The 24,065-nt window shown below is 63.7% G+C and carries 25 protein-coding genes; 17 read left to right on the forward strand and 8 right to left on the reverse strand.

What is annotated here, in order from left to right; translation table 11 throughout:
- Window positions 1-193: 193 nt before the first annotated feature.
- The 4 genes from lpxA to AC1DS6_RS11385 are packed head-to-tail and all read left to right on the forward strand — an operon-like array spanning window position 194 to window position 3,703.
- Window positions 194-997, forward strand: a complete 804-nt coding sequence (gene lpxA, locus AC1DS6_RS11370; protein ID WP_276290202.1) for an acyl-ACP--UDP-N-acetylglucosamine O-acyltransferase — start codon at window positions 194-196, stop codon at window positions 995-997.
- 14 nt (window positions 998-1,011) lie between these two features.
- Window positions 1,012-2,220: a lipid-A-disaccharide synthase gene (lpxB, locus tag AC1DS6_RS11375; protein WP_441631979.1), complete on the forward strand. Its 1,209-nt coding sequence runs from the start codon at window positions 1,012-1,014 to the stop codon at window positions 2,218-2,220.
- Window positions 2,220-2,924 carry a ribonuclease HII gene (rnhB, locus tag AC1DS6_RS11380; protein ID WP_477102515.1) on the forward strand — a complete coding sequence of 235 codons (705 nt, stop codon included), beginning with the start codon at window positions 2,220-2,222 and terminating at the stop codon, window positions 2,922-2,924. Before lpxB ends, rnhB begins: the two co-directional genes overlap by 1 nt.
- Window positions 2,921-3,703: a TrmH family RNA methyltransferase gene (locus AC1DS6_RS11385; protein WP_045241476.1), complete on the forward strand. Its 783-nt coding sequence runs from the start codon at window positions 2,921-2,923 to the stop codon at window positions 3,701-3,703. The genes rnhB and AC1DS6_RS11385 overlap by 4 nt, the downstream gene beginning before the upstream one ends.
- A 124-nt stretch (window positions 3,704-3,827) precedes the next feature.
- Here AC1DS6_RS11385 and ppsR read toward each other — a convergent pair whose 3' ends face one another.
- Window positions 3,828-4,643 (reverse strand): posphoenolpyruvate synthetase regulatory kinase/phosphorylase PpsR, encoded by an 816-nt coding sequence (ppsR, locus tag AC1DS6_RS11390; RefSeq protein WP_045241570.1) that lies wholly within the window; start codon window positions 4,641-4,643, stop codon window positions 3,828-3,830.
- 337 nt (window positions 4,644-4,980) lie between these two features.
- On the opposite strand from ppsR, the gene ppsA reads away from it, so the two are divergent.
- From ppsA to AC1DS6_RS11405, 3 genes are all read left to right on the forward strand, one after another.
- Window positions 4,981-7,365 (forward strand): phosphoenolpyruvate synthase, encoded by a 2,385-nt coding sequence (gene ppsA / locus AC1DS6_RS11395; RefSeq protein WP_441631975.1) that lies wholly within the window; start codon window positions 4,981-4,983, stop codon window positions 7,363-7,365.
- A gap of 164 nt (window positions 7,366-7,529) precedes the next feature.
- Window positions 7,530-7,955, forward strand: coding sequence for an NfeD family protein (locus AC1DS6_RS11400; RefSeq protein WP_441631973.1), 426 nt, complete (start codon window positions 7,530-7,532; stop codon window positions 7,953-7,955).
- Window positions 7,956-8,027: 72 nt separating this feature from the next.
- Entirely contained in the window at window positions 8,028-8,960 is a 933-nt protein-coding gene (locus AC1DS6_RS11405; RefSeq protein ID WP_276290195.1) for an SPFH domain-containing protein, read from the forward strand.
- Between the two features lie 131 nt (window positions 8,961-9,091).
- Here AC1DS6_RS11405 and smpB read toward each other — a convergent pair whose 3' ends face one another.
- Window positions 9,092-9,544, reverse strand: coding sequence for an SsrA-binding protein SmpB (gene smpB, locus AC1DS6_RS11410; protein WP_006164727.1), 453 nt, complete (start codon window positions 9,542-9,544; stop codon window positions 9,092-9,094).
- Between the two features lie 241 nt (window positions 9,545-9,785).
- Between smpB and AC1DS6_RS11415 the strand changes: the two genes are divergently transcribed.
- Both AC1DS6_RS11415 and AC1DS6_RS11420 read left to right on the forward strand, forming a co-directional pair.
- On the forward strand, window positions 9,786-10,223 hold the full coding sequence (locus tag AC1DS6_RS11415; protein WP_441631970.1) for a type II toxin-antitoxin system RatA family toxin: 438 nt from the start codon (window positions 9,786-9,788) through the stop codon (window positions 10,221-10,223).
- Window positions 10,216-10,557, forward strand: a complete 342-nt coding sequence (locus AC1DS6_RS11420) for an RnfH family protein (protein ID WP_276290210.1) — start codon at window positions 10,216-10,218, stop codon at window positions 10,555-10,557. Before AC1DS6_RS11415 ends, AC1DS6_RS11420 begins: the two co-directional genes overlap by 8 nt.
- 13 nt (window positions 10,558-10,570) lie before the next feature.
- On the opposite strand, the gene AC1DS6_RS11425 is transcribed toward AC1DS6_RS11420, so the two are convergent.
- Both AC1DS6_RS11425 and AC1DS6_RS11430 read right to left on the reverse strand, forming a co-directional pair.
- A complete protein-coding gene (locus AC1DS6_RS11425; RefSeq protein WP_477102516.1) occupies window positions 10,571-11,140 on the reverse strand; it encodes a DUF4124 domain-containing protein in 570 nt (189 codons plus the stop codon).
- 135 nt (window positions 11,141-11,275) lie between these two features.
- Complete coding sequence (locus AC1DS6_RS11430; protein ID WP_276290192.1) at window positions 11,276-12,235, reverse strand: DMT family transporter; 960 nt, start codon at window positions 12,233-12,235, stop codon at window positions 11,276-11,278.
- 122 nt (window positions 12,236-12,357) lie between these two features.
- Here AC1DS6_RS11430 and guaB point away from each other — a divergent pair, with 122 nt between their 5' ends.
- The 3 genes from guaB to guaA all read left to right on the forward strand — a co-directional run bounded on the left by guaB (window position 12,358) and on the right by guaA (window position 16,177).
- A complete protein-coding gene (guaB, locus tag AC1DS6_RS11435; RefSeq protein ID WP_441631965.1) occupies window positions 12,358-13,821 on the forward strand; it encodes an IMP dehydrogenase in 1,464 nt (487 codons plus the stop codon).
- Between the two features lie 159 nt (window positions 13,822-13,980).
- Window positions 13,981-14,583: a hypothetical protein gene (locus AC1DS6_RS11440; protein WP_441631963.1), complete on the forward strand. Its 603-nt coding sequence runs from the start codon at window positions 13,981-13,983 to the stop codon at window positions 14,581-14,583.
- Window positions 14,558-16,177, forward strand: a complete 1,620-nt coding sequence (gene guaA, locus AC1DS6_RS11445) for a glutamine-hydrolyzing GMP synthase (protein WP_428179046.1) — start codon at window positions 14,558-14,560, stop codon at window positions 16,175-16,177. The genes AC1DS6_RS11440 and guaA overlap by 26 nt, the downstream gene beginning before the upstream one ends.
- 168 nt (window positions 16,178-16,345) lie before the next feature.
- Here guaA and AC1DS6_RS11450 read toward each other — a convergent pair whose 3' ends face one another.
- Window positions 16,346-16,951: an SDR family NAD(P)-dependent oxidoreductase gene (locus AC1DS6_RS11450; protein ID WP_477102517.1), complete on the reverse strand. Its 606-nt coding sequence runs from the start codon at window positions 16,949-16,951 to the stop codon at window positions 16,346-16,348.
- A gap of 550 nt (window positions 16,952-17,501) precedes the next feature.
- Between AC1DS6_RS11450 and AC1DS6_RS11455 the strand changes: the two genes are divergently transcribed.
- Together AC1DS6_RS11455 and AC1DS6_RS11460 are read left to right on the forward strand one after the other, a co-directional pair.
- Complete coding sequence (locus tag AC1DS6_RS11455) at window positions 17,502-18,797, forward strand: MFS transporter (protein ID WP_441631959.1); 1,296 nt, start codon at window positions 17,502-17,504, stop codon at window positions 18,795-18,797.
- Window positions 18,798-18,908: 111 nt separating this feature from the next.
- Window positions 18,909-19,343 carry a MarR family winged helix-turn-helix transcriptional regulator gene (locus AC1DS6_RS11460; RefSeq protein WP_441631957.1) on the forward strand — a complete coding sequence of 145 codons (435 nt, stop codon included), beginning with the start codon at window positions 18,909-18,911 and terminating at the stop codon, window positions 19,341-19,343.
- 33 nt (window positions 19,344-19,376) lie between these two features.
- Here AC1DS6_RS11460 and AC1DS6_RS11465 read toward each other — a convergent pair whose 3' ends face one another.
- The 3 genes from AC1DS6_RS11465 to AC1DS6_RS11475 all read right to left on the reverse strand — a co-directional run bounded on the left by AC1DS6_RS11465 (window position 19,377) and on the right by AC1DS6_RS11475 (window position 22,123).
- Window positions 19,377-20,153 carry an enoyl-CoA hydratase gene (locus AC1DS6_RS11465; protein ID WP_441631955.1) on the reverse strand — a complete coding sequence of 259 codons (777 nt, stop codon included), beginning with the start codon at window positions 20,151-20,153 and terminating at the stop codon, window positions 19,377-19,379.
- 199 nt (window positions 20,154-20,352) lie between these two features.
- A complete protein-coding gene (locus AC1DS6_RS11470) occupies window positions 20,353-20,949 on the reverse strand; it encodes a DJ-1/PfpI family protein (protein WP_441632000.1) in 597 nt (198 codons plus the stop codon).
- Window positions 20,950-21,850: 901 nt separating this feature from the next.
- Window positions 21,851-22,123, reverse strand: coding sequence for a hypothetical protein (locus AC1DS6_RS11475; RefSeq protein WP_477102518.1), 273 nt, complete (start codon window positions 22,121-22,123; stop codon window positions 21,851-21,853).
- A gap of 90 nt (window positions 22,124-22,213) precedes the next feature.
- Between AC1DS6_RS11475 and AC1DS6_RS11480 the strand changes: the two genes are divergently transcribed.
- The 3 genes from AC1DS6_RS11480 to AC1DS6_RS11490 all read left to right on the forward strand — a co-directional run bounded on the left by AC1DS6_RS11480 (window position 22,214) and on the right by AC1DS6_RS11490 (window position 24,010).
- A complete protein-coding gene (locus tag AC1DS6_RS11480; RefSeq protein ID WP_441631951.1) occupies window positions 22,214-22,339 on the forward strand; it encodes a hypothetical protein in 126 nt (41 codons plus the stop codon).
- Window positions 22,336-22,728, forward strand: coding sequence for an MAPEG family protein (locus tag AC1DS6_RS11485; RefSeq protein WP_477102519.1), 393 nt, complete (start codon window positions 22,336-22,338; stop codon window positions 22,726-22,728). The genes AC1DS6_RS11480 and AC1DS6_RS11485 overlap by 4 nt, the downstream gene beginning before the upstream one ends.
- A 229-nt stretch (window positions 22,729-22,957) precedes the next feature.
- A complete protein-coding gene (locus AC1DS6_RS11490) occupies window positions 22,958-24,010 on the forward strand; it encodes an alpha/beta fold hydrolase (protein WP_441631947.1) in 1,053 nt (350 codons plus the stop codon).
- Window positions 24,011-24,065: the final 55 nt, after the last annotated feature.

The raw sequence follows: 24,065 nt of genomic DNA on the forward strand, positions 1-24,065 counted from the left end.
AGGGCTACCGCGCGGCCGCCATGCGGCACCGTCCGCTGCTCGGAACCCTCGCGTACCCATGTACGTGCCGGTTCCTGCGCTGGGGGCGGCACCACCTGACGGCCGCTAGCTACACCCTGAAAGCGAATTTGGACGTGTTGGTTCATTGTTTCGATCGTTCAACTTTTCAATCTCAGACCATAGGACAGGACGCATGACGCAAATCCATCCCAGCGCACTGGTCGACCCGAAGGCCGAGCTTGCAGCCGACGTGACCGTCGGGCCGTTTTCCATCGTTGGTCCCAACGTTCGCCTTGGCAGCGGTACCCAGGTTGGCGCGCACACGACCATCGAAGGGCATACCACCGTCGGCGCGGATAACCGCATTGGGCCATATGCCTCGGTTGGCGGCACGCCGCAGGACATGAAGTACCGCAACGAGCCGACCCGGCTCGTGATCGGCGATCGCAATACCATTCGCGAGTTCACCACCATCCACACCGGCACGGTGCAGGATCAGGGCGTGACCAGTATCGGCGACGACAACTGGATCATGGCCTATGTCCACATCGCGCACGATTGCCGGGTGGGCAACCATACGGTGTTTTCCAGCAATGCGCAGATTGCCGGCCATGTGCAGGTGGGCGACTGGGCCATCCTTGGCGGCATGAGCGGGGTTCACCAGTTCGTGCGCATTGGCGACCACGCCATGCTGGGCGGCGCCTCGGCACTGGTGCAGGACCTGCCGCCGTTCGTGATCGCCGCGGGCGACAAGGGCGGCAACAAGGCCACGCCGCACGGCATCAACGTGGAAGGCATGCGCCGCCGTGGATTCGACGCCGCGCAGATCGCGGCCCTGCGCCAGGCCTACAAGGTACTGTACAAGTCCGACCTGAGCTTCGAAGCCGCCCGCAACGAGATCGCGCAACTGATCGCGCATGCCGAAGGCAGCGCCAAGGTGCCGCTGCAGGGTTTCCTCGACTTCATTGCCGCCACGCAGCGCGGCATTGTGCGCTGAAGCCGGCCCACGCCATGGTCGACGGTGTCCTACCGGCCACGGGTGCCACGCGGGACGTAGCAGGCGCGGGTACGCGCGGCACCATTGCCATGGTGGCCGGCGAGAACTCGGGTGATCTGCTGGCTTCACTGCTGATGGGCGGGCTCAAGGCCCGGCTCGGCGAAACCGTTCGCTACGCCGGCATTGGCGGGCCGCGCATGATGGCGCAGGGGTTCGAGTCGCAATGGCCGATGGATACGCTCTCGGTCAACGGCTATGTGGAGGTGCTGGGCTCGCTGCGCGAGATCCTGGCCACGCGCCGCGCCATCAGGGAACAGCTGATCGCGCAGCCGCCGCTGTGCTTCATCGGGGTGGATGCGCCGGATTTCAACTTCGGGCTGGAAGTGCCGCTGCGCCGTGCCGGCATTCCCGTGGTGCATTTTGTCAGTCCTTCGATCTGGGCATGGCGGGGCGGACGCATCCGTACCATCGCACGCGCGGTCGATCACATCCTGTGCCTGTTCCCGTTCGAACCGGAGATCTACGCCCGGGCAGGCATTCCCGCTACCTACGTGGGCCATCCGCTGGCTGACGTGATCCCGATGGTGCCGGATACGCAGGGCGCGCGCGCGCGGCTGGGCCTGCCGGCCGGGCCCCGCGTGGTGGCGGTGTTGCCCGGCAGCCGGCAATCCGAGGTGCGCAACCTTGGGGCGACGTTCTTCGACGCCATGGCACGCATGCACGGCATGGACGGCAATCTTGCCTTCGTGTTGCCGGTCGCCAGCGCGCCGCTGCGCGAGATCGTCAAGGGCCTGCATCAGCAGTATCCGCAGATTCCGCTGACCGTCATCGACGGGCAGTCGCACCTTGCCATGGAAGCCGCCGACGTGATCCTGCTGGCCAGCGGCACCGCCACGCTGGAGGCGGCGCTGTACAAGAAGCCGATGGTGATCTCGTACAAGGTGCCCTGGCTGACCGCGCAGATCATGAAGCGGCAGGGGTACCTGCCGTATGTGGGCTTGCCCAACATCCTGTCGGGGCGCTTTGTCGTGCCCGAACTGTTGCAGGACGACGCCACGCCCGAGGCGCTGGCGCGCGAGACGTTGCTGCAGTTGAACGACGATGGCAATACCGCGTTCCTGCGCGAACATTTCACCCAGATGCACCAGACCCTTAAACGCAATACCGCCGAGATCGCCTCGGAGGTGGTCGCCGGCCTGATCCGGCAGCGCAGGGGCGGGTAATGGCGCGCCGTCCCGCTGCCAAGGGCAATCCGGCCCAACTTGGTTTCGACCTCGCCGACACCGCTGTGCAGGTCCGCCACCTGTGTGGCGTGGACGAGGCGGGCAGGGGTCCGCTGGCCGGCCCCGTCTATGCCGCTGCCGTGGTGCTTGATCCGGAGCGTCCGATCAAGGGCCTGGCCGACTCGAAAGTGCTGACCGCCCTGCGCCGGGAGGCGCTGTTCGAGCAGATCTGCGAACGCGCCCTGGGCTGGCATATCGCCTTCGCCACGGTGGAAGAGATCGACACCATCAACATCCTGCACGCCACCATGCTGGCCATGCAGCGCGCGGTGCACGGCCTGGCGGATGCCGGTCTGGAGCCAGACCTGGTGCAGGTCGACGGCAACCGCTGCCCGCAGGTGCGCTTTGCGGTCGAGGCCATCGTCAAGGGCGATGCAAAGGTGCAGGCGATATCGGCGGCGTCGATCCTCGCCAAGGTGGCGCGCGATCGTGAATTGCTGACGCTGCACGCGTCGTACCCGCAGTATGGCTTCGACGCCCACTCGGGCTACGGCACGCCGCAGCACCTGGCCGCGCTCACGCAGCACGGCGCCACGCCGCACCATCGGCGCTCGTTCGCGCCGGTGCGCGAGGCCATCGCGCAAGGGCGCATCGCGCCTGCCGCCGGCCTGCCGCCGTCGTCTTTCCCGGAGCAGGTATCGTGAAGCACGTCACGTCGCGCGACAATGCGCTGTTCAAGCATCTCAAGGCCCTGACGGGCTCCACGCATGCCCGCCGCAAGGCCGGGCAATCGGTGCTCGATGGCGTGCATCTTGCGCAGGCCTACCTGGATGCGCTGGGCCAGCCGGTGCAGTGCGTGGTGTCGGAGCGGCACTACGATCACGCCGAGGTGGCGCCGCTGCTCAGGCAGATCGCGCCCGAACGCGTGGTACTGCTGGCGGACGCCTTGTTCGACCTGATTGCCGGCGTGGTCAACGGCATCGACCTGATGCTGGTTATCGAGACGCCGTCCGGCCACCTGCCATCGCATATCGATACCGATTGCATCATCCTGGACGGCGTGCAGGATGCCGGCAACGTGGGCTCGATCCTGCGCAGCGCGGCCGCCGCGGGCATCGGCCATGCGTTCCTCGTCACGGGCAGCGCCTTCGCCTGGTCCACCAAGACCTTGCGTGCGGCCATGGGTGCCAATTTCCACCTGAATATCGTCGAGCACTGCACGCTGGACATGCTGGCGCCGCGCCTGGCGGTGCCGCTGCTGGCGACATCCTCGCATGCCCAGGCGGCCGTGTTCGACACCGATTTGCGTGGTCCGGTGGGCTGGGTGGTGGGCAATGAAGGCGCGGGCGTCAGCCCGGAGTGGATGGCCAGGGTCAGCCGCACGGTGGGCATTCCGCAGCCGGGCGGGCTGGAATCGCTGAATGTGGCGGCGGCTACGGCGATCTGCCTGTTCGAGGCGGTGCGGCAGCGGCGGCCCGGTTGATGCTATAAGGCCCACGGGCGGATTGTTTCCCACGCTCCCTGAGGGCGGCAGGAATCAACACCGGCAGGGGCATCAGGCGGCTTTGGCGCACCGTTCAGCTTCGTTCGGCGCGCCGGCTGCCTTCTCAATAATTGCTATCCCGATCCACCTTGATCTCCTGCAGGATCGTGGTGGCGATCTCTTCGATCGACTTGTGCGTGGACGACAGCCACTTGATGCCCTCGCGACGCATCATGGCCTCGGCCTCATTGACCTCGTACCGGCAGTTTTCCGGCGCCGCGTATTTGCTGCCCGGCCGCCGCTCGTTGCGGATCTCGGCCAGGCGCTGCGGATTGATCGACAGGCCGAAGATCTTGGGTTTGAACGCATACAGGGCGCTCGGCAGCTTGCCGCGCTCGAAGTCGTCGGGAATCAGCGGGTAGTTGGCCGCCTTGAGGCCGTACTGCATGGCCAGGTACAGGCTGGTCGGGGTCTTGCCGCTGCGCGAAACGCCGACCAGGATGATGTCGGCCTCGGCCAGGTTCTTGTGCGACTGGCCGTCGTCATGCGCGAGCGAGAAGTTGATCGCCTCGATGCGGTTCTGGTAAGCCTCGGTGTCGGCGTTCTGGTGGAAGCGCCCGATCGCATGGGTGGACTTGAGGCCGAGTTCCTTCTCCAGCGGCTCGATGAAGGTCTGGAACATGTCCAGTATCATGGCCTTGGCGCGGCGGATCGCCTTGTTCGACTCCTGGTTGACCAGGGTGGTGAAGACGATGGGCTGCACCCCTTCCGCGTAGAAGGCCTCATTGATCTTGCCGACCGCGATATGTGCTTTCTCGGGCGTGTCGACAAAAGGCATGCGCACCTTGCGGAAACGCATCTCGAACTGGGCCAGGATCGAGTGGCTGAAGGTCTCGGCAGTGATGCCGGTACCATCGGAGACGATAAAGACCGTACGGATGGCGGGGCGCTCCTCCGTACGCGGTTCCTGGGGTTCCTGCGGTGCAATGGGAGCGTCGGGCTGGGACATGTTAGGACAATATTTTTGAATCCGCGCTCCGCGAAAGTGCGGTGCGGCACGGTAGAATAGCGGCGATCTTTTCGCTAAGCAATTCCACCAGCGCTGTTGGTGCAACGATTCGGGCACGAATTGTCAACAATGTGCGCTGCAGCAATCACGATCGCGCGCCGATCGTGACAACGCTGGGGTTGTTTAGCCAAGCGATCCGTCCGGTAGCAGAACTCCAACAATATTCCGGGCGTCAGCAACAGGTTTCTTACTTTGTTTTGAGGCTTTTATGAACAACCCGGCAATTGACGGCGCATACGTGCTGCCGTTCGAGCAGTTGCGCAAGGAAGATGTGGAAACCGTGGGCGGCAAGAATTCGTCGCTCGGCGAGATGATCTCGCAGCTGGCCGAAGCCGGCGTGCGGGTGCCCGGTGGCTTTGCCACCACCTCGCTGGCTTTCCGCGATTTCCTCGCCCACAGCAACCTGACCCAGCGCATTTCCGATCGCCTCAAGGCCCTCAACGTCGACGACGTCAAGGCCCTGGCCGAAGCCGGCGCCGAGATCCGCAACTGGGTTATCGAAGCGCCGTTCCAGCCGCGCCTGGAAAAGGAAATCCGCGAGTTCTACGCGCGTGCCGAAGAGCGCGAAGGCGCCGAGGCTTCGTTCGCCGTGCGTTCGTCGGCGACCGCCGAAGACCTGCCGGATGCATCGTTCGCCGGCCAGCAGGAGTCGTACCTCAACGTCAGCGGCATTGACGATGTGCTGGACAAGATCCGCCACGTGTTTGCCTCGCTGTACAACGACCGCGCCATTTCCTATCGCGTGCACAAGGGCTTCGCGCACGACATCGTCGCGCTGTCCGCCGGCGTGCAGCGCATGGTGCGCTCGGATGTGGGCGCCGCAGGCGTGATGTTCACCATCGACACCGAATCCGGCTTCCCCGATGTCGTCTTCATCACCTCCAGCTACGGCCTGGGCGAAACGGTGGTGCAGGGCGCGGTCAACCCGGACGAGTTCTACGTCTTCAAGCCCACGCTGCAAGCGGGCAAGTACCCCATCATTCGCCGCTCGATCGGCTCCAAGCTGATCAAGATGGAATTCACCGCGCCGGGCGAAGCCGGCCGCGTCAAGACCGTCGACGTACCCATCGAACTGCGCAACCGCTACTCCATCACCGACGCCGATGTGTCGGAGCTGGCCAAGTACGCGATGATCATCGAGAAGCATTACGGCCGCCCGATGGACATCGAGTGGGGCAAGGACGGCCGCGACGGCAAGATCTACATCCTGCAGGCCCGCCCGGAAACGGTGAAGAGCCAGTCCGCCGGCAAGGCAGAGCAGCGCTTCAAGCTCAAGGGCACCGCGCCCGTGCTCACCAGCGGCCGCGCCATTGGCCAGAAGATCGGCACCGGCCGCGTCCGTGTGATCAATGACCCGTCCGAAATGGAACGCGTGCAGCCCGGTGACGTGCTGGTTGCCGACATGACCGATCCCAACTGGGAGCCGGTGATGAAGCGCGCCGCCGCCATCGTGACCAACCGTGGTGGCCGTACCTGCCACGCGGCCATCATCGCACGCGAACTGGGCGTGCCCGCCGTGGTCGGTTGCGGCGATGCCACCGACCTGCTCAAGGACGGCACGCTGGTGACGGTGTCGTGCGCCGAGGGCGACGAAGGCCGCGTCTACGACGGCCTGCTCGAGACCGAAGTGACCGAAGTGCAGCGCGGCGAGATGCCGGAAATCGACGTCAAGATCATGATGAACGTCGGTAACCCGCAACTGGCCTTCGACTTCTGCCAGATCCCGAACCAGGGCGTTGGCCTGGCTCGCCTCGAGTTCATCATCAACAACAATATCGGCGTCCACCCCAAGGCCATCCTCGACTACCCGCAAGTCGACGCCGACCTGAAGAAAGCAGTGGAAAGCGTGGCCCGTGGCCATGCCAGCCCGCGCGCCTTCTACGTGGACAAGCTGGCCGAAGGCATCGCCACGATTGGCGCGGCCTTCTACCCGAAGCCGGTCATCGTGCGCCTGTCGGACTTCAAGTCCAACGAGTACAAGAAGCTGATCGGCGGTTCGCGCTACGAGCCGGATGAAGAAAACCCCATGCTGGGCTTCCGCGGCGCCTCGCGCTACATCTCCGAAGACTTCGCCGAAGCCTTCGAGATGGAATGCAAGGCCATGAAGCGCGTGCGCGACGACATGGGCCTGACCAACGTCGAGATCATGGTGCCGTTCGTGCGGACCCTGGGCCAGGCCGAGAAGGTCATCGGCCTGTTGGCCAAGCACGGCCTGAAGCGCGGCGAAAACGGCCTGCGCGTCATCATGATGTGCGAAGTGCCGTCCAACGCTATCCTGGCCGAAGAGTTCCTGCAGTATTTCGACGGCTTCTCGATCGGCTCGAACGACCTGACCCAGCTCACGCTGGGCCTGGACCGCGACTCCGGCATGGAACTGCTGGCCAAGGACTTCGACGAACGCGACCCGGCGGTCAAGTTCATGCTGTCGCGTGCCATTTCCACCGCGCTGCGCCTGGACAAGTACGTCGGCATCTGCGGCCAGGGTCCTTCCGATCACCCGGACTTTGCGCTGTGGCTGGCCAAGGAAGGCATCAAGTCGATTTCGCTGAATCCCGATTCCGTGATCGATACCTGGAAGCAACTGGCCTCCTGAAGCATTTGACGTCACAATAGCGGTACACCGGCCCTGCGCCAGGTGTTCCTAACCCCCGCAGGCGCTCTGGCGCCGCGGGGGTTTTTTGTTTTGGCCGCGGCCGTGCGCGATGCGGCGGTCCTGGTCCGGACGGGCATGAAGGCAGGCAACGCGAAGGGGAGGCTATGGCGCCGTATTACATCTGGTTTGCATTGGCAGCGGTGCTGGTGATCGTGGAACTGGGTTTCGGCACCTTGTATCTGCTGATGGTGGCGCTGGGCGCGGCGGCAGGCGGGCTCGGTGCGCTGGCGGGGCTGGAAGCAGCCAGCCAGACCATTCTGGCCGCGCTGGTGGCCCTGGCTGGCTTCCTGGTGCTGCGGCGGTCCCGCTACGGCCGTACGCGGCGCGACGTGGCGGAGCGCGATCCGAACGTCAACCCGGACATCGGCCAGGAACTGGAAGTGCCGGCCTGGGGGGCTGACGGGCGGGCACGGGTGCGCTACCGCGGTACGGAATGGGACGTCGAGTTCCAGGCCAATGGGCTGGCGGCTCCGGGGCGCTTCCGCATTGTCGAGGTACGCGGCAACACGCTGTTCGTCAGCCCGAGATAGCGGTGCGGGCCGCGCCCGTGCTGGTTTCCAGGTTCTAGCAGTTCGTCTTCCCAACCCCGTCACGGAGGTCTCATGTTTGAATTCTTTGGCAGCCTGCTGCCCCTGCTGGTTCTTGTCGCTGTCATCGTCCTGGTGGCGAAGAGCTTCAAGATCGTGCCGCAGCAACATGCCTGGGTGCTGGAGCGCCTCGGCAAGTACCGCGCCACGCTGACTCCGGGGCTGACCGTGGTGCTGCCCTTCGTCGATCGGGTTGCCTACAAGCACGTCCTCAAGGAAATCCCGCTCGATGTGCCCAGCCAGATCTGCATCACCAGGGACAATACGCAGCTACAGGTGGACGGCGTGCTGTACTACCAGGTCACCGACCCGATGAAGGCTTCCTACGGCTCGAGCAATTTCGTGGTGGCGATCACGCAGTTGTCGCAGACCACGCTGCGCTCGGTGATCGGCAAGCTGGAACTGGACAAGACCTTCGAGGAGCGCGAGTACATCAACCACAGCGTAGTCAACTCGCTGGACGAGGCCGCCGCGAGCTGGGGCGTGAAGGTGCTGCGCTACGAGATCAAGGATCTCACACCGCCCAAGGAGATCCTGCACGCGATGCAGGCGCAGATCACCGCCGAGCGGGAGAAGCGCGCGCTGATCGCGGCCTCCGAAGGCAAGCGGCAGGAACAGATCAACCTGGCCACCGGCGCGCGCGAGGCCGCGATCCAGAAGTCAGAAGGCGAGCGGCAGGCGGCCATCAACCGGGCGCAGGGCGAGGCCTCGGCCATCCTGGCAGTGGCGGAAGCCAATGCGCAGGCGATTGAGAAAATCGGGCGCGCCATCCGGACTGAGGGCGGCATGGAAGCGGTCAACCTGAAGGTTGCGGAGGAATACGTGAGCGCCTTCGGCAATCTGGCCAAGCAGGGCAACACGCTCATCGTGCCGGGCAATCTCGGCGAGATGAGCAGCATGATTGCTTCCGCGCTGCAGATCGTCAAAGGGCAGCAGAAGGGGGCCTGAGTTCGGGGGGGAAGGAGGGCGCCGGAGTGGGGCGTCTCACGTCCCACTATTGCGGGCATCTGCCCTCTCCCTGCTCAGGCGGGAGAGGGTGGGCATACCGGTGGCGCAAGTGCTCGAACTGTCTTGCAGCCTTACTCTTTCCCGGCGCCCTTCATGATGCGCGCCTTCTCGCGCTGCCAGTCGCGATCCTTCTCGGTCTCGCGCTTGTCGAACATCTTCTTGCCCTTGGCCAAGCCGATTTCGCATTTGACGCGTCCGCGCGTGTAATGCAGGTTGAGCGGCACGATCGTGAAGCCGCGCTGCTCCACCTTGCCGATCAGCCGCTTGATCTCTTCCGCCTTGAGCAGCAGCTTGCGGGTACGCACCGCATCGGGCGAGATATGGGTCGAGGCACTGTTCAGCGCGCTGATGTGGGCGCCGATCAGGAACAGCTCGGCATCGCGGATGACCACGTAGCCTTCCTTGATCTGCACGCGTCCCGCGCGGATCGCCTTGACTTCCCAGCCCTCGAGCACGATCCCCGCCTCATATCGCTCTTCGATGAAGTAGTCGAAAAAGGCTTTCTTGTTGTCTGCGATGGTCATGCGGTCCGGATAGAGGAAATGGAGATAGGTAAAACAAAAAAAGCCAAACAACACCCGGAACTAGGGAAGAATCCGGTGCCGCCGCGCCGCTTGCGGCGTACATGCCGCTGTCATGCACATCCGGTATGCCGCCGGGGCGCACGTGGGCTAAAATCGCGATTCTAGCAAACCGGCCCGCCCCGGTGGATTCCGCGCTGCGTCATATTGCAGGCGGGGCCTGCGCGGGCCATCACTTCCAATAATGGCAGACGTCCAAAAATCCGTGCTGGTCGGCCACTCCGCCGAGCAGATGTACAACCTGGTCACGTGCGTCGAGGACTATCCCAAGTTCCTCCCATGGTGCGGTGGCGTGGAGGTGTTCGAGCAGACCGAAACGCTGCTCGATGCCAAGATCCATATCCACTTCAAAGGCATCAAGCAGTACTTCCACACCCGCAATACGCAGGAGCCGCCTACCCGGATCGATATGGTGTTCGAGGACGGGCCCTTCAAGACCTTCAATGGCTCCTGGCGCTTCACGCCGCTGCGCGAGGACGCCTGCAAGATCGAGTTTCACCTGCATTATGAGTTTTCCAACTTCCTGCTGGAGAAGATCATCGGGCCGGTGTTCAACGTGATCGCCAATACCTTTGTCGATGCCTTCGTCAAACGCGCCGAAGCGGTCTATGGCAATGGCTGAAGAAGCCGGAGCACGTCCGGTAAGCATCTCCGTGTGCTACGCCCAGCCGGGCGGCGCCTTCCTGAAAGAGCTGGAGGTCGCGCCAGGCACCAGCATCCTCGCCGCGATCGGCGCTTCGGGTTTGCTGCAGGCCTGTCCGGAGGTGGATCCGGCCACCATGCGGGTCGGCATCTTCAGCAAGCTCAAGACGCCGGACACGCAGGTGCGGGCCGGTGATCGCATCGAAGTCTATCGCCCGTTGGTGGCCGACCCCAAGTCGGCGCGCCGCAAGCGCGTGCAGAAGACCCGCCAGGGCGGCACGCGCGAAGGGCTGAAGTGGCTGCGCGGCGGCTGACCGCCGCCGGCGCTCAGACGCAGTTCTGTTCGAGGCTGGCGCCGGTCCTCTGCAACTCGGCCTGGCGCTGCTCGTCATCCAGGTGCTGCGCGGAGCCATCCGGCGCCGAGACGGCGACGCGCCGGTTTTGCTGCAGCGCGACGGCGTAGTTCTGCATCCGCGCGCAACGTACCTGCCGTTCCTGTGCGGCCTGGTCCTTGAGGGCCTGGTCGGCTTCCGCTTTCAGTCTGGCCGTCCGGCGCTTTTCGAAGGCTTCCTCCGCACTTGCCGTGGACTCCGCCTTGCCATTGCCCTTCGGTTCACTTCCCTTGGGCGCAGGCTGGATGCCGGCGGCAACGCCCGCCGGGCTGGCCGGCGCGACCGCCGAAGGCGCAGCCTCGAGCGGGCGCAGGGTCCCGGCGAAGCGTCCCGGTGCCTTGATCACGCTGGCTACCGGAACCGAGGGCGGTGGTGGCACGTCGCTATAGACCATGCGGCCGCTGCCGTCGCGCCACTGCCATTGTGCCTGGGCGGCGGCTCCCTGGCAGAGGCAGGCGAGGGCGGCGAGCGTGGCGAGCTTGGACAGCGCGGTCGATCGTTTCATGGCTTGTGGGTTGTGGTGGCTCTGCGGTGACAATACGGCAGCAGGCAAGCACGCCTGCGAGATCCGCGAGTAGGGCGAGAGACCCCGTCTCACGAGTGACGCATGCGCCCTTGTCTGCCGGGGTTGGCCGCTAGTTTATGCAGACTTGTCGGTGGCGTGCAAGCGCACCGACCAGGCCACGCCGATCATCAACAACACAATGGCGGCGATCTCCAGGGGGCGCGGCAGGCGGTGGTCGAAGACAAAGCCATACGCCAGCGCGAACAGCGTCTCGAAGACGATCATCTGGCCCGACAGCGTAAGCGGCAGGCGGCGGCTGGAGATGTTCCACAGGTTGTTGCCAATCAGCGACGCACCGAGCGCCACCGCGGCGTTGACCATCCAGAACCATTGCCAGTCGCGGCCGCTGCCGGCGGTGCCCAGGCTGTCGCTGGCCAGCAGCCAGCCCGCCAGCGCCAGCACGACCGACACCACGCCGGTGGAAATGCCATAGAGGGCGGACCATTCATTGCCGCTGTATTGCGGATTGCGCTGCAGGTAGCGCGCGTTGTCTACGGCATAGAGCGTCCAGCACACCAGGGCGCCGGCCGCGCAGAGCACGCCGGCCAGGCGCTGCCAGACGGTGCGCAGCGCCTCTCCCCCGGCGCTGGCGCCATGGGCGCCGCCGCCGGCGAACAGGTCGATATTGATGCAGGCGATGCCCGCGGCGACCACCAGCAACGGCCAGATCAGGCGCGACAGCGGCACTGCGCCGTGGTCGCGCCGGCCCATGATGGTGACCGAGATCGGCAGGATGCCGATGATCAGCGAGGTCGGACCCACCCCCGCAAGCTGCACGCCGAAGGCCAGCAGCACGTAGTACAGCAGGTTGCCGGTGAAGGCCTGGCGGAGCAGGGCAACGCAATCGGCGCGGGTGAGCTTGCGTGCAATGCGCCGCATCAGCGGCAGCGCGGCGATAAACGCCACCAGCCCATAAGCGAGGTAGCGACCAATCGCAAGTTCCCAGGGCGAGAAGACGGGCAGCAGCTTGGGGGCGATAAACACCATGCCCCAGAACGCGCCGGCCAGCAGGCCGCACAGTACGCCGATACCCATCGTTGCTTGCCTATGCCGGAAAAAGGACGACGAGCATAGCAGACTTGAACAAGGGCACCCTCAGGCGCGTCAAGAAACAAGCCATTCCTGTATAATTCGGTTTTGCGCCTAGAGGAATTGCTATGCGTCTTGTCCAGAAAGCACTCACATTCGATGACGTGCTCCTCGTGCCGGCTTATTCGTCGGTGCTGCCCCGGGATGTTTCGCTCCGTACCCGCCTGACCCGTTCGATCGAACTGAACATTCCGCTGGTATCCGCCGCCATGGATACCGTGACGGAAGCCCGCCTGGCGATTGCCATGGCGCAGGCCGGCGGTATCGGCATCGTCCACAAGAACCTGAAACCGGCCGACCAGGCCCGGGAAGTGGCGCGCGTGAAGCGCTATGAATCCGGCGTGCTGCGCGATCCGATCACCATTCCCCCCGACATGAAGATCCGCGATGTGATTGCACTATCACATCAGTACGGCATCTCGGGTTTCCCGGTGCTGGAAGGCAAGACCGTGGTTGGCATCATCACCAACCGCGACCTGCGTTTCGAGGAAGAGCTGGACGCGCCCGCGCGCGCCAAGATGACCCCGCGCGAGAAGCTGGTCACGGTTGGCGAAGACGCCTCGCTGGAAGACGCCAAGCGCCTGATGAACCGCCACCGCCTCGAGCGCGTGCTGGTGGTCAACCAGGCCTTCGAACTGCGCGGCCTGATCACGGTCAAGGACATCCAGAAGGCAGTGGAGCATCCGCTGGCCAGCAAGGATGACCGCGGCCAGCTGCGCGTAGGCGCGGCGGTTGGCGTGGGCCCCGACAACGACGAGCGTATCGAGTTGCTGGTCAAGGCCGGCGTCGACGTGATCGTGGTCGACACCGCGCACGGCCACAGCCAGGGCGTGCTGGACCGCGTGCGCTGGGTCAAGCAGAACTTCCCGCAGGTGCAGGTGATCGGCGGCAATATCGCCACCGGCGCTGCCGCGCGCGCGCTGGTCGATCATGGCGCCGACGGTGTCAAGGTCGGCATCGGCCCGGGCTCGATCTGTACCACCCGTATCGTGGCAGGCGTGGGCGTGCCGCAGATCACCGCGGTCTCCAACGTGGCCGAAGCCCTCAAGGGCACCGGCGTGCCGCTGGTGGCCGACGGCGGCATCCGCTACTCGGGCGACATCGCCAAGGCGCTGGCAGCCGGCGCGCATGTGGTCATGATGGGCGGCATGTTCTCCGGTACCGAAGAGGCCCCGGGCGAAGTGTTCCTGTACCAGGGCCGCTCGTTCAAGAGCTACCGCGGCATGGGTTCGGTGGGCGCGATGAAGGACGGCGCCGCCGATCGCTACTTCCAGGAAGACAACACCGCCAACGTCGACAAGCTGGTTCCCGAGGGGATTGAAGGCCGCGTGGCCTACAAGGGTTCGGTCACGGCCATCATCCACCAGATGTGCGGCGGCGTGCGCGCCTCGATGGGTTACTGCGGCAGCAGCTCCATCGAAAGCTGGCACGACACCGCAGAGTTCGTGCAGATCACGGCCGCCGGCATGCGCGAATCGCATGTGCACGACGTGCAGATCACCAAGGAAGCGCCGAACTACTACATCGACTAAGCCGGTCTCGATGAACTGGCGGCTGCGCGGGACCCGACGGTCCTGCCAGCCGCGCGCCGGCTGCACCCACCGGCGTAGCCTGCAAGGGCCAGCGCGGCCGGGATTGCCGGCCACGCTGCGCCCCCAAGCCACGCTACTTGCCTGGCCGGAGGAGCTCTGATGAAAGTATTGCTGCGTGCCGTGCTGTTCCTCGATGCCTTGCTGAATCTGCTGCTCGGCGCCGTCTTGCTGCTTTCGCCTTTCACGACCTTTTACAGCGCGCTGCAATTGCCGCAGCCGCAGCCCCCCATGTACGGGCAACTGCTTGGCGTGGCGCTGGTCGGCCTGGCCTTGCTGCTGTGGCAGGCGACCGTCAACGGGCAGCTCACGGTCGCGGTGGCGCGGACGGTTGGACAGGTCAACCTGGCCAGCGCGCTGCTGATCGTGACCTGGATGCTTATGCTCGACCTGCCGGTGCAGGGCGCCGGAAAGATCTGGCTGCCGGTGCTGGCCGCGGTCATGGCCTTCTTCGCGGCGGTGCAGATCCCGGCCGCCAAGCGCGTGCGCGTGCGAGAACGCGCGCAGCGCGAGCTGCAAAAAGAGACGCAAAACAAGGATGCCGGCGCGGCCCCCGTGGCACGCCGGCCGCAATCACCTGAATACCGGCGTGAGCCCGGTGTCACGCCTCCGCCCGGTTATGGTCCGGGCACCGAAGTGATGCCCGAGCCCCTGCCGGACGAAACGCCATCCGCCCATCATGCACGACAAAATCCTAATCCTTGATTTCGGCTCGCAGGTTACGCAGCTGATCGCCCGCCGCGTGCGCGAAGCGCACGTCTACTGCGAGATTCACCCGAACGACGTCACGGAAGAATTCGTGCGCGAGTTCGCGCCCAAGGGCATCATCCTGTCCGGCAGCCACGCCAGCACCTACGAAGACCATCAGCTGCGCGCGCCGCAGGCGGTGTGGGACCTCGGTGTGCCGGTGCTGGGCATCTGCTACGGCATGCAGACCATGGCCGTGCAACTGGGCGGCAAGGTGGAGTGGAGCGACCATCGCGAGTTCGGTTACGCCGAGATGCGCGCGCATGGCCATACCGCGCTGCTCAAGGACCTGGAGGATTTCTCCACGCCCGAAGGCCACGGCATGCTCAAGGTCTGGATGAGCCACGGTGACAAGGTCGCCGAGCTGCCGCCGGGCTTCAAGCTGATGGCCTCCACGCCCAGTTGCCCGATCGCCGCCATGGCCGACGAAGCGCGCGGCTACTACGCCGTGCAGTTCCACCCGGAAGTTACGCATACCGCCAAGGGCCGCGACATTCTGGAGCGCTTCGTGCTGAAGATCGCCGGCGCCAAGGCTGACTGGGTGATGCACGACCATATCGCTGAAGCCGTCGCCAAGATCCGCGAGCAGGTGGGTGACGAGGAAGTGATTCTCGGCCTGTCCGGCGGCGTTGATTCCTCGGTGGCCGCAGCCCTGATCCATCGCGCCATCGGCGACCAGCTCACCTGCGTATTCGTCGACCACGGCCTGCTTCGCCTGAACGAAGGCAAGATGGTCATGGACATGTTCGCCGGCCGCCTGCACGCCAAGGTCATTGCCATCGACGCGTCCGAGCAGTTCCTCGGCCACCTCGCCGGCGTGACCGATCCCGAGCAGAAACGCAAGATCATCGGCCGCGAATTCGTCGAAGTGTTCCAGGCCGAGGCCAAGAAACTGACCAACGCCAAATGGCTGGCGCAGGGCACGATCTACCCCGACGTGGTCGAGTCCGGCGGCACCAAGACCAAGAAGGCCACCACCATCAAGAGCCACCACAACGTGGGCGGCCTGCCGGAAACGCTGGGCCTGAAGCTGCTCGAGCCGCTGCGCGACCTGTTCAAGGACGAAGTCCGCGAACTCGGCGTGGCGCTTGGCCTGCCGCCGGAGATGGTCTACCGCCATCCCTTCCCGGGCCCGGGCCTGGGCGTGCGTATCCTGGGTGAGGTCAAGCGCGACTACGCCGAGCTGCTGCGCCGGGCCGACGCGATCTTTATCGAAGAACTGCGTGGCACGGTTGCCACCGAGCAGGACGCTGCAGCGGGCATGTGCGAGCCTTCGCAAGTAGGCAAGAGCTGGTACGACCTGACCAGCCAGGCCTTTGCGGTGTTCCTGCCGGTCAAGTCGGTCGGCGTGATGGGCGACGGACGCACCTACGACTACGTCGTGGCGCTGCGCGCGGTACAGACCACCGACTTCATGACGGCGCACTGGGCGCACCTGCCGTACGCGCTGTTGGGTCGTTGCTCGAACCGCATCATCAATGAGGTGCGTGGTTTGAACCGCGTGGTGTATGACGTGTCGGGGAAACCGCCGGCTACGATCGAGTGGGAGTGAACCTCATTTTGGTGCATTTTCTGGCGCCACCTGGCAATGACAGGCAGTAGCAGTAAGTGATCCAAGCCCGCGATTCTGCGGGCTTTTTTTCGCCCGGCTGCATCCAGATTTCTGGCATTGATAGGCAGTATCAGGCGGCGAAAGAGGCCGGGTACGGCACTTCGCGGATCAGAGCAGTGAGTTCTCCTGCGCGCGCGCCAGCGCGCTCGTGCGGTTGCGCACGCCGAGCTTCGCAAAGATGTTGTGAAGGTGCCATTTGACCGTGGCCTCCGACACGAACAGGCTTTGCGCCAGTATCACGGCCGATTTCGAGGCGGCGTAGGAGCCAAACAGCGGCACACCGTTGGTGCCGGCCAGCGACGAGATGTTGACCACCGCACCCTTGCCCGAGGCGGCGAGCGCGCCCAGCGAGTGCTTCATGCCGAGGAACACGCCCATGACGTTGATGCTCATGAGGCGGCCGACCCCTTCCTCGCTCTGGTCGAACAGCGGCTTGACGATCTCGATGCCGGCGTTGTTGACCAGCGTATCGAGCCCGCCGAAGGCGGCCGTGGCCGCCTCCACCGCGCGGACCCAGTCAGCGCTCCTGGTGACGTCGCAGGGCACGAAGCGCGCCTGCGGGCCCAGTTCGTCCGCGGCGCTGGCGGCCCCGGCCTCGTCGATGTCGGCCAGCATTACCCGTGCACCGCGTTCGACGAACAGCCGGGCGATGGCAAGGCCGAGCCCCTGCGCCGCACCGGTGATGAGGGCGTTGCGGCCCTGTAGTTCGATCATGTCGTTGTCTCCTGTCCGCCTGTGATCGGCGGTGGAGACATTGCAACAGGCGCGGGCGGATGAGCAGCCCACCTAAAGGATGGTTTTTCGTGCTGCGGCGCACCAGGGCCTGGCGCGCGTAGTTGCGCTTGTACGCGAGCCTGGACGCTCCGTGGCGGCCGCACCAGCCCTGGCTGGCGGCGCGGATCGTGGCCATGGTATGGGTAGCGATGATGCCTCGCTGGACCACTGCGCGAAGGGGAGGGAGTTTGTCGGTATCCGTTGCGGCATCGACCGGTTGATTCCACACCGACTTCGGCCAAGCAAGGGCAGGAGAAGGTCGACGTCCGGCGACCCCAACTGGCTGTCCAGAGGTACAAGTGAGTAAGCGTGTGCGTCCGAAATTCTCTCTCGCTTCGATGCGGTAGGCCTCGGAACATCCAATCCCGTTTTTTACCTATACTTTCCCGCGCTGAACGCTGAATTCAGTAACCGTTTTCCGGTGGAGTAGCCCGCACATTCACGGGTGCACCCTGGATCGGTTTTTTGAGGACGTGTACGTGTTCCCCCCATGTCCAAGAACGCCAGACGCGCCTATCGGGCTGAAATTTTTCCACCCCCAACTAATGGTTCCGAGGGCAGCGACCGAACCCTGCTGTATTTCGGTTGGCTGACCCTGTTCATCTATCTGGCAACGCCGGCCGGTTATCTGATTGACATACAGACGTCGTACATACTCAAGAACCAGTTGCATGCGACGGCGACGCAGATCTCGACATTCCGGCTGGTTACGGGCATACCCGTGTACTTTGCGTTCGCTTTCGGCCTCGCGCGCGACCAATGGGACCCGATGGGATTGCGCGATCGCGGCTTCTTCCTGATTTTCGCTCCGGCGACCGCGGTGGCATTCATCTGGATGGCGTTTTCGGGTTTCTCATACGCGGGACTGGTCATCGGGATGCTGCTGGCGATGCTGTCGTCCCGATTTATCGCCGCAGCCTATCAGGGGCTGGTCGCTCTGGTGGGCCAGGAGAAGCGCATGTCCGGGCGCCTGAGCGCTCTGTTGAATGTGGTCAGTTCCGTCCCGGTCGTTGCGGGAGCGTTTGCTTCCGGGTACTTTTCCGATCATCTTGCCGCGAAAGAAGCCTTCGTCCTGGCTGCGATGTTCACTTTATTGATTGCCGTGATGGGACTCTGGAAGCCCGTTTCCGTCTTCGGCCATACCTACGAGCACCCGCAAGCCAGGGGCGCGGATCTTGTTGGGAATGTCAGGCGGCTGGCGAAGCATAAGGCCGTTTATCCAGCGGTTCTCATCTGCTTTCTGTGGAACTTTGCGCCAGGATCGGCCACTCCGCTGCAGTTCTATCTGACCAATGAGCTGCATGCATCGGATTCCGTTTACTCGTACTACAACGGGATCTTTGCCGCCGCGTTCATCCCGACATTCCTGCTGTATGGCTTTCTGTGCAAGAGCGTATCGCTGAACAAGCTGCTGTGGTGGGGAACGATCGTCGCAGTGCCGCAGATGATTCCGCTGGCATTCATTCACTCTGCGAATCTTGCGCTTGTATTGGCGGCACCGATAGGGCTGATGGGCGGTGTAGCCACGGCAGCATACTTCGATCTCGCGATGCGGTCCTGCCCGCCAGGCTTGCAAGGAACCTTGATGATGCTGGTGGAAGGCGTTCTCGCGCTTTCGGCGCGTGCCGGCGATCTATTGGGCTCATGGATCTACAACAGCAGTTCAACGCACGGATTCACATATTGTGTGATCGCGACGACCGTGGTGTACGCACTGATCCTGCTCTTGATCCCGCTGACGCCGAAAGAACTGATTGCTACCAGGGATGGCGAACCTTCGAGGTGAGGCGTCGGCGGAGTCGACAGAAGTTCATTGCCGTGACCGACCAAAGTCAGGCACCGGGTACGTGATAACATTCGCATGTGAACTAAATGGCATCTTTTATCCGTCAAAGACATGGAGCATCGACTCGTCTATCTATTGAACGTCGGCCAGCGTCGACTGCATAGGTGGTCACAAGCGCGCACGGCCGCGGGTGGCGTGACAGCGGCCCAGGCTGGACTGCTTTTCTTTCTGGGCAGGAACGACGGGGCGCTGATGGGCGAGGCTGCCGCAGCGCTGGATCTGGGCGCACCCGGGATGAGCGGTCTGGCTGACCGGACCGAAAGGGCGGGCCTGATCGAGCGCCGGCCGGACGAGACCGATCGCCGTGCATCGCGCCTATGGCTGACGGAGGCAGGACGCTTGGCTCGCCGGCGTTCGAAGGCTGGCATGAAGGAAACAAATGCCAGGCTGACCGAAGGTTTCACCACGGCCGAAATTGACGTGGTGGCGCGGTGGCTGACCAGCCTGCAGACGAAGTTTCCGGCCGCCGACGAAGGCGAGTTGTAACCTGGGCAGCGGCCGGACAGCGAATCACTCGACTTACTGCAGGGCGACCTTGGTGAAGTCCGGTTTGCGCTTCTCGGCGAAGGCCGAGAATGCTTCCTTGGCTTCGGCACTGGCCAGCCGCTCCTCGAACCTGGCGCTTTCGCTGTTCATCTGCGAAACCAGTTTCTCCGCGTCGCGCATGAGCTTTTTCATTGCACTAAGGGAGCCGGCGGGCCTGGCGGCAATCTTTTCGGCCATCAGGCGCGCGTCCGCCCGCAGCTGGTCATTGGCGCAAACTTTGTTCGCGATGCCCCATGCCACGGCGGTTTGCGCGTCAAGCGGCTCGCCCAGCGCGAACATCTCAAAGGCCCTGACGTGCCCGATACGCAGGGGAAGCAGGTAACTTGAAGCCGCCTCGGGAACAAGGGCAAGGTTCACGAAGGGCGTGATCAGCAGCGCATCCTGCGCGAGCACGACGTAATCGCAATGCAGCAGCATGGTGGTGCCGACGCCGACGGCCTTGCCGTTGACCGCGGCGACAATCGGTACGGTCGAGTTGGCAAGGGCGCGCAGAAAGCGGTGCACGTGGCGTTCGCCGGGGCCATTTCCTGCCGCTATCGCTGCGAATTCGCCCACATCATTGCCCGCCGTAAAAATGTCCCCGTCGCCTTGCAGCAGCAATACCCGGATATTGCGGTCCTGCTGTGCCTGCTCGATAGTGTCGGCGAGCGCGCCGTACATCTCGTTCGTCAATGCATTCTTCTTGTCCGGCCGGGCAAGCGTAATGGTCAGGACGCCGCCGCTAAGGTCAACACGAATTTCCGAGCTCATGGTCTGTCTCCAGATGGGTTGCGTAATGCCGTGCAGGCATTCAATTTAACTTCGTATGCGAAGTATATATGTAATTCGCGTGCGAAGTAAACCGCTGGCCGATCGAGAACCATATCTGCCCCCCCCGGAAATGACTTGCCGGGAGCGGGTCTCGACGGCGAGTGCCTGCAGTGGGCAGCCGTGCGAGACGCAGTACGCATTAGAGGAACGGCAAAATGTTCGCCATCGCGCGCGTCACGTAGGCCTCCTTTTCCCCCACTGGCGCCACATAGTGAATCGCGCTACGTGCAGCGTCGACGCCTTCCAGGCGTGCGATGAACCAGGCCGCCAGATACTGCGAGGACAGACATCCGCCGGCGGTCGCGACGTTTCCCTTGGCCACGAATGGCTGATTGAGCACAGCCACACCTGCCTCCTCGACCCACGGCTTGGTGGTCAGGTCCGTGCAGGCCGGAACGTCGTCCAGCAGGCCCAGCTTGGCAAGCATGAGCGTGCCCGAGCACTGCGCGCCCAGCAACTGGCGCGTCGGGTCGAACCTCAGCTGCGACATCAGCGCGGCATCGGCGACGACGTCCCGGGTCCGTATCCCGCTACCCACCAGCACGGCGTCCGCGTCGCATGCGTCCTTCAGCGACGCTTGCGCCTCCATCACCACACCGTTCATCGAACGCACCTTGTCCGCCGGACTGGCGATCGACACCCGCCAGCCCGGCTGCTTGATCCGGTTGAGGATGCCGAGTGCGATCAGCGAGTCGAGTTCGTTGAAACCTTCAAAGGTCAGGATGGCGATGTGCATGTCGGTCCTCGTGCGAGTGGAAACGCTGTATTGCGCCATCGTAGAACCGATATTCAATACATCCAAATAATTGTCATGGATACGCTCAGGCATGCCTCACTCATCGCGAGTGCCAAATCGAGCGCCCCATCCCACCTGCGGAAGCTGACTCAAACTGTAGCCGCCTCTGGCTAGCCACGCGCATCGCGGTGCAGCGTTTGCAAGCGCGGAGGGGGCGCCGCCGAAGGGCAAACTTGTCCCAGCGGCAATCGACCTTTGCAGATATTGGCAGCAAGGCGATCGACACATTGCTTGTAGCGCATCCGAGCATCGCAGCGTGTATCCATGACAATTATTTGAATGTACTGGTTGTCGGATTTACGATGGCGCCGTAGCCCAGTTGGCCGGCATCGCCCTGGTGGTGAAGCGAGCATCAGCGCCGAAGATTCGTCTGCCCGTCCAGAAATGGGGCCGTCGAGTGTTGCTGGGGTCAGTCCGAACTCAACCTGATATGAAGGAGCGCAATTGAAATCGTCTGACAACTCTTTCTCGCAAGCGCGACGGCTGACCCGCGAGGTGGCCGACATGGCAGAGAAAACGGAGAGAGCATGGATGACTTCCTGATTGCCTTCGGCGCGCTCTGGTTTGTGATCTGTTTGTACGCCGGCCTGGCGTATCACATCAGGGGGATTGGGCCAGGCGCGGCACCACAGAGCAAGTCTCTTCCATGGATCCGCAAGGAGACCTTCATGCCTGCTGACACTGCATCCGCCTCTGCGGCTTGCCATCCTCGTGGGCGAAGGAGGAACTCGCGGCAGCGATTGCTACGGTGCGCGACGAGGTCATCGGGGCGAATTCGTTCTTCGCGCAGGTAATGTCGCACGACGTCCGCCATATAACCACGCCATGGGCGGCAGACCGCTCAGGCACGATCAGGTCTTTGTGCATGGGCAAGTCCGGGGGGCGAACGCGCGAACAGATGGAACCATTGAATCGGCTCGTACGTGTGCGGGTCAAACGCGATCGTTTGGACTGCCGTACCCATAGCGCTCTTCACGGCGCCGCCGGCTTCCGAGACGACACGGATTTCGCAGGCATGGGCCGGCACCTTGAAGTTGGCCATCTCGAAGAAAGAAGCGGCGGCCATATCGACGGACTGGAAGCCGGGGAACACCACGACTCCGATGCGCTTCATATTGTCCTAAAAGGAGGGAAATTCGTCATTCAGGCCTCAGGGTGGGCATCTACCATGGAGCTGTCAATCTACTCGGCATGAGGACTCCAGATGAGCGCTACCGACAGCTCGAAGGGAAACACGATTCAACTGAACGTGGCTGCGCTGACCCGGCTCACCCTGGCGGTCGCTTGGGGCATGGCTGGTTTCGAATGTCAGGAAGGGGGTGTCGAATGAATAGCACTGCACTGGCCTGCACCGCCGTGCTTGGTCTGCTCTTGTTCGCACTTGGACTCGCCATCTCGGTCCTGCGCACTCGTGTCGGCGTGCTGAGCGGATACGCTCCTGAGCCTGATCGGCTGCTGACGAAACTGGTTCGCGCTCACGGCAACACCGCCGAGTACGTCCCGTTCTTCGCGATGCTTTTTCTGTACCTCGGCTTTCGGAATCCGCCTCACTGGCAGCTCTGGTGCATGGCAGGTGCAACTGCCTGCCGCTTGCTCCTGGTGGTTGGACTACTTGCTTGGCCATCGATGACGAAGCCCAATCCGGCTCGCGCTATCGGAGCCTTGGGAACTTACGCGTTCGGGATAGCCCTCTGTGTTGCATTGCTCAACGGCCGCTAGCTCTCTGGCCGCGTCGCGCGGTCTGATTTCATGCCGGATCCTGGGGTCCTGGTGTGGCCCTTCGTTCGCCAAGCTTCACGTTGCAAGGGCTGACCATCCGCCCGGTTACCGGCATTGCATGTGCGCGTGCCCCGGTGCAATGGAGCGAAGCATTCGTGTTCTGCGCAGAGAGCGAAGCGTGCGGCGCGCATTCGAGCACATTGAATCGACCTGAAGAGGAGAGGTACTGATGTCGAATCGGATCAACACCGGTCGTCGGCGCTTTGTTGGGACGGCGGCCGTCAGCGCAGGTGCGATGGAACTGGTCTTGAGCGGGCTGGCGCACGCACAGTCCAGTCAAGCCAGCGGGCCTGCTGCAGGCGCGAACGCCTCAGCGTCGAGTGCATCGTTCACCGAGATCAGGCAGATCGATGCCGGCGCTCTGAATGTCGGTTATGCCGAAGTCGGCCCGGGTACCGGCCCGGTCGTGATCTTGCTCCATGGCTGGCCATACGACATCCACAGCTTCGTCGACGTCGCGCCTCGGCTCGCGTCGGCGGGCTATCGGGTGGTGGTTCCGTACCTGCGCGGCTACGGGACGACGCGGTTTCTTTCCAGCGACGCGGTCCGCAATGGCCAGCAGGCGGTGCTCGCCGTCGACGTCATCGCGCTGATGGATGCGCTGAAGATCGAGAGGGCGATCATCGGCGGTTTCGACTGGGGTGCACGCACGGCCAACGTCGTCGCGGCGCTGTGGCCGGAGCGCTGCAAGGCGCTGGTATCGGTGAGCGGCTATTTGATCGGCAGCCAGCAAGCCAACAAGGCGCCCTTGCCGCCGCAGGCGGAGCTCACGTGGTGGTACCAGTTCTACTTCGCGACGGAGCGTGGCAGGCGCGGCTATGAAGCCAACCGGCACGACTTCACGAAGCTCATCTGGCAACTCGCATCGCCGAAATGGCATTTCGACGATGCGACGTTCGAGCGATCCGCAAAAGCCTTCCAGAACCCGGATCACGTGGCAATCGTGATCTACAACTACCGCTGGCGATTGGGTCTTGCGGACGGGGAGCCGCAGTACGACGCGCTCGAAAAGCGTCTCGCAGCCGCGCCGGTCATCACCGTGCCGACCATCACTCTCGAAGGCGACGCCAATGGTGCGTCTCATCCCGAGCCTGCAGCGTACGCGAAGAAATTTTCCGGCAAATACACGCACCGGACCATGGGAGGCGGAATCGGCCACAATCTGCCGCAGGAAGCGCCCAAGGCCTTTGCGGACGCGGTGATCGAGGTTGCCGGCTACTAAGTGCCAACGTGTCGCGTGGGCTGCCTGCGATGCTAACGGCTCACTCCACACATTT

The organism is Cupriavidus sp. 05L310, from assembly GCF_056398185.1.

Bases quoted from the DNA above. Each gene is read 5' to 3' on its own strand.
- lpxA (WP_276290202.1), top strand. From the start codon at position 194: ATGACGCAAATCCATCCCAGCGCACTGGTCGACCCGAAGGCCGAGCTT.
- lpxB (WP_441631979.1), top strand. From the start codon at position 1,012: ATGGTCGACGGTGTCCTACCGGCCACGGGTGCCACGCGGGACGTAGCA.
- rnhB (WP_477102515.1), top strand. From the start codon at position 2,220: ATGGCGCGCCGTCCCGCTGCCAAGGGCAATCCGGCCCAACTTGGTTTC.
- ppsA (WP_441631975.1), top strand. From the start codon at position 4,981: ATGAACAACCCGGCAATTGACGGCGCATACGTGCTGCCGTTCGAGCAG.
- AC1DS6_RS11400 (WP_441631973.1), top strand. From the start codon at position 7,530: ATGGCGCCGTATTACATCTGGTTTGCATTGGCAGCGGTGCTGGTGATC.
- AC1DS6_RS11405 (WP_276290195.1), top strand. From the start codon at position 8,028: ATGTTTGAATTCTTTGGCAGCCTGCTGCCCCTGCTGGTTCTTGTCGCT.
- smpB (WP_006164727.1), bottom strand. From the start codon at position 9,544: ATGACCATCGCAGACAACAAGAAAGCCTTTTTCGACTACTTCATCGAA.
- AC1DS6_RS11415 (WP_441631970.1), top strand. From the start codon at position 9,786: ATGGCAGACGTCCAAAAATCCGTGCTGGTCGGCCACTCCGCCGAGCAG.
- AC1DS6_RS11420 (WP_276290210.1), top strand. From the start codon at position 10,216: ATGGCTGAAGAAGCCGGAGCACGTCCGGTAAGCATCTCCGTGTGCTAC.
- AC1DS6_RS11425 (WP_477102516.1), bottom strand. From the start codon at position 11,140: ATGAAACGATCGACCGCGCTGTCCAAGCTCGCCACGCTCGCCGCCCTC.
- AC1DS6_RS11430 (WP_276290192.1), bottom strand. From the start codon at position 12,235: ATGGGTATCGGCGTACTGTGCGGCCTGCTGGCCGGCGCGTTCTGGGGC.
- guaB (WP_441631965.1), top strand. From the start codon at position 12,358: ATGCGTCTTGTCCAGAAAGCACTCACATTCGATGACGTGCTCCTCGTG.
- AC1DS6_RS11440 (WP_441631963.1), top strand. From the start codon at position 13,981: ATGAAAGTATTGCTGCGTGCCGTGCTGTTCCTCGATGCCTTGCTGAAT.
- guaA (WP_428179046.1), top strand. From the start codon at position 14,558: ATGCACGACAAAATCCTAATCCTTGATTTCGGCTCGCAGGTTACGCAG.
- AC1DS6_RS11450 (WP_477102517.1), bottom strand. From the start codon at position 16,951: ATGATCGAACTACAGGGCCGCAACGCCCTCATCACCGGTGCGGCGCAG.
- AC1DS6_RS11455 (WP_441631959.1), top strand. From the start codon at position 17,502: ATGTCCAAGAACGCCAGACGCGCCTATCGGGCTGAAATTTTTCCACCC.
- AC1DS6_RS11460 (WP_441631957.1), top strand. From the start codon at position 18,909: ATGGAGCATCGACTCGTCTATCTATTGAACGTCGGCCAGCGTCGACTG.
- AC1DS6_RS11465 (WP_441631955.1), bottom strand. From the start codon at position 20,153: ATGAGCTCGGAAATTCGTGTTGACCTTAGCGGCGGCGTCCTGACCATT.
- AC1DS6_RS11470 (WP_441632000.1), bottom strand. From the start codon at position 20,949: ATGCACATCGCCATCCTGACCTTTGAAGGTTTCAACGAACTCGACTCG.
- AC1DS6_RS11475 (WP_477102518.1), bottom strand. From the start codon at position 22,123: ATGAAGCGCATCGGAGTCGTGGTGTTCCCCGGCTTCCAGTCCGTCGAT.
- AC1DS6_RS11480 (WP_441631951.1), top strand. From the start codon at position 22,214: ATGAGCGCTACCGACAGCTCGAAGGGAAACACGATTCAACTGAACGTG.
- AC1DS6_RS11485 (WP_477102519.1), top strand. From the start codon at position 22,336: ATGAATAGCACTGCACTGGCCTGCACCGCCGTGCTTGGTCTGCTCTTG.
- AC1DS6_RS11490 (WP_441631947.1), top strand. From the start codon at position 22,958: ATGTCGAATCGGATCAACACCGGTCGTCGGCGCTTTGTTGGGACGGCG.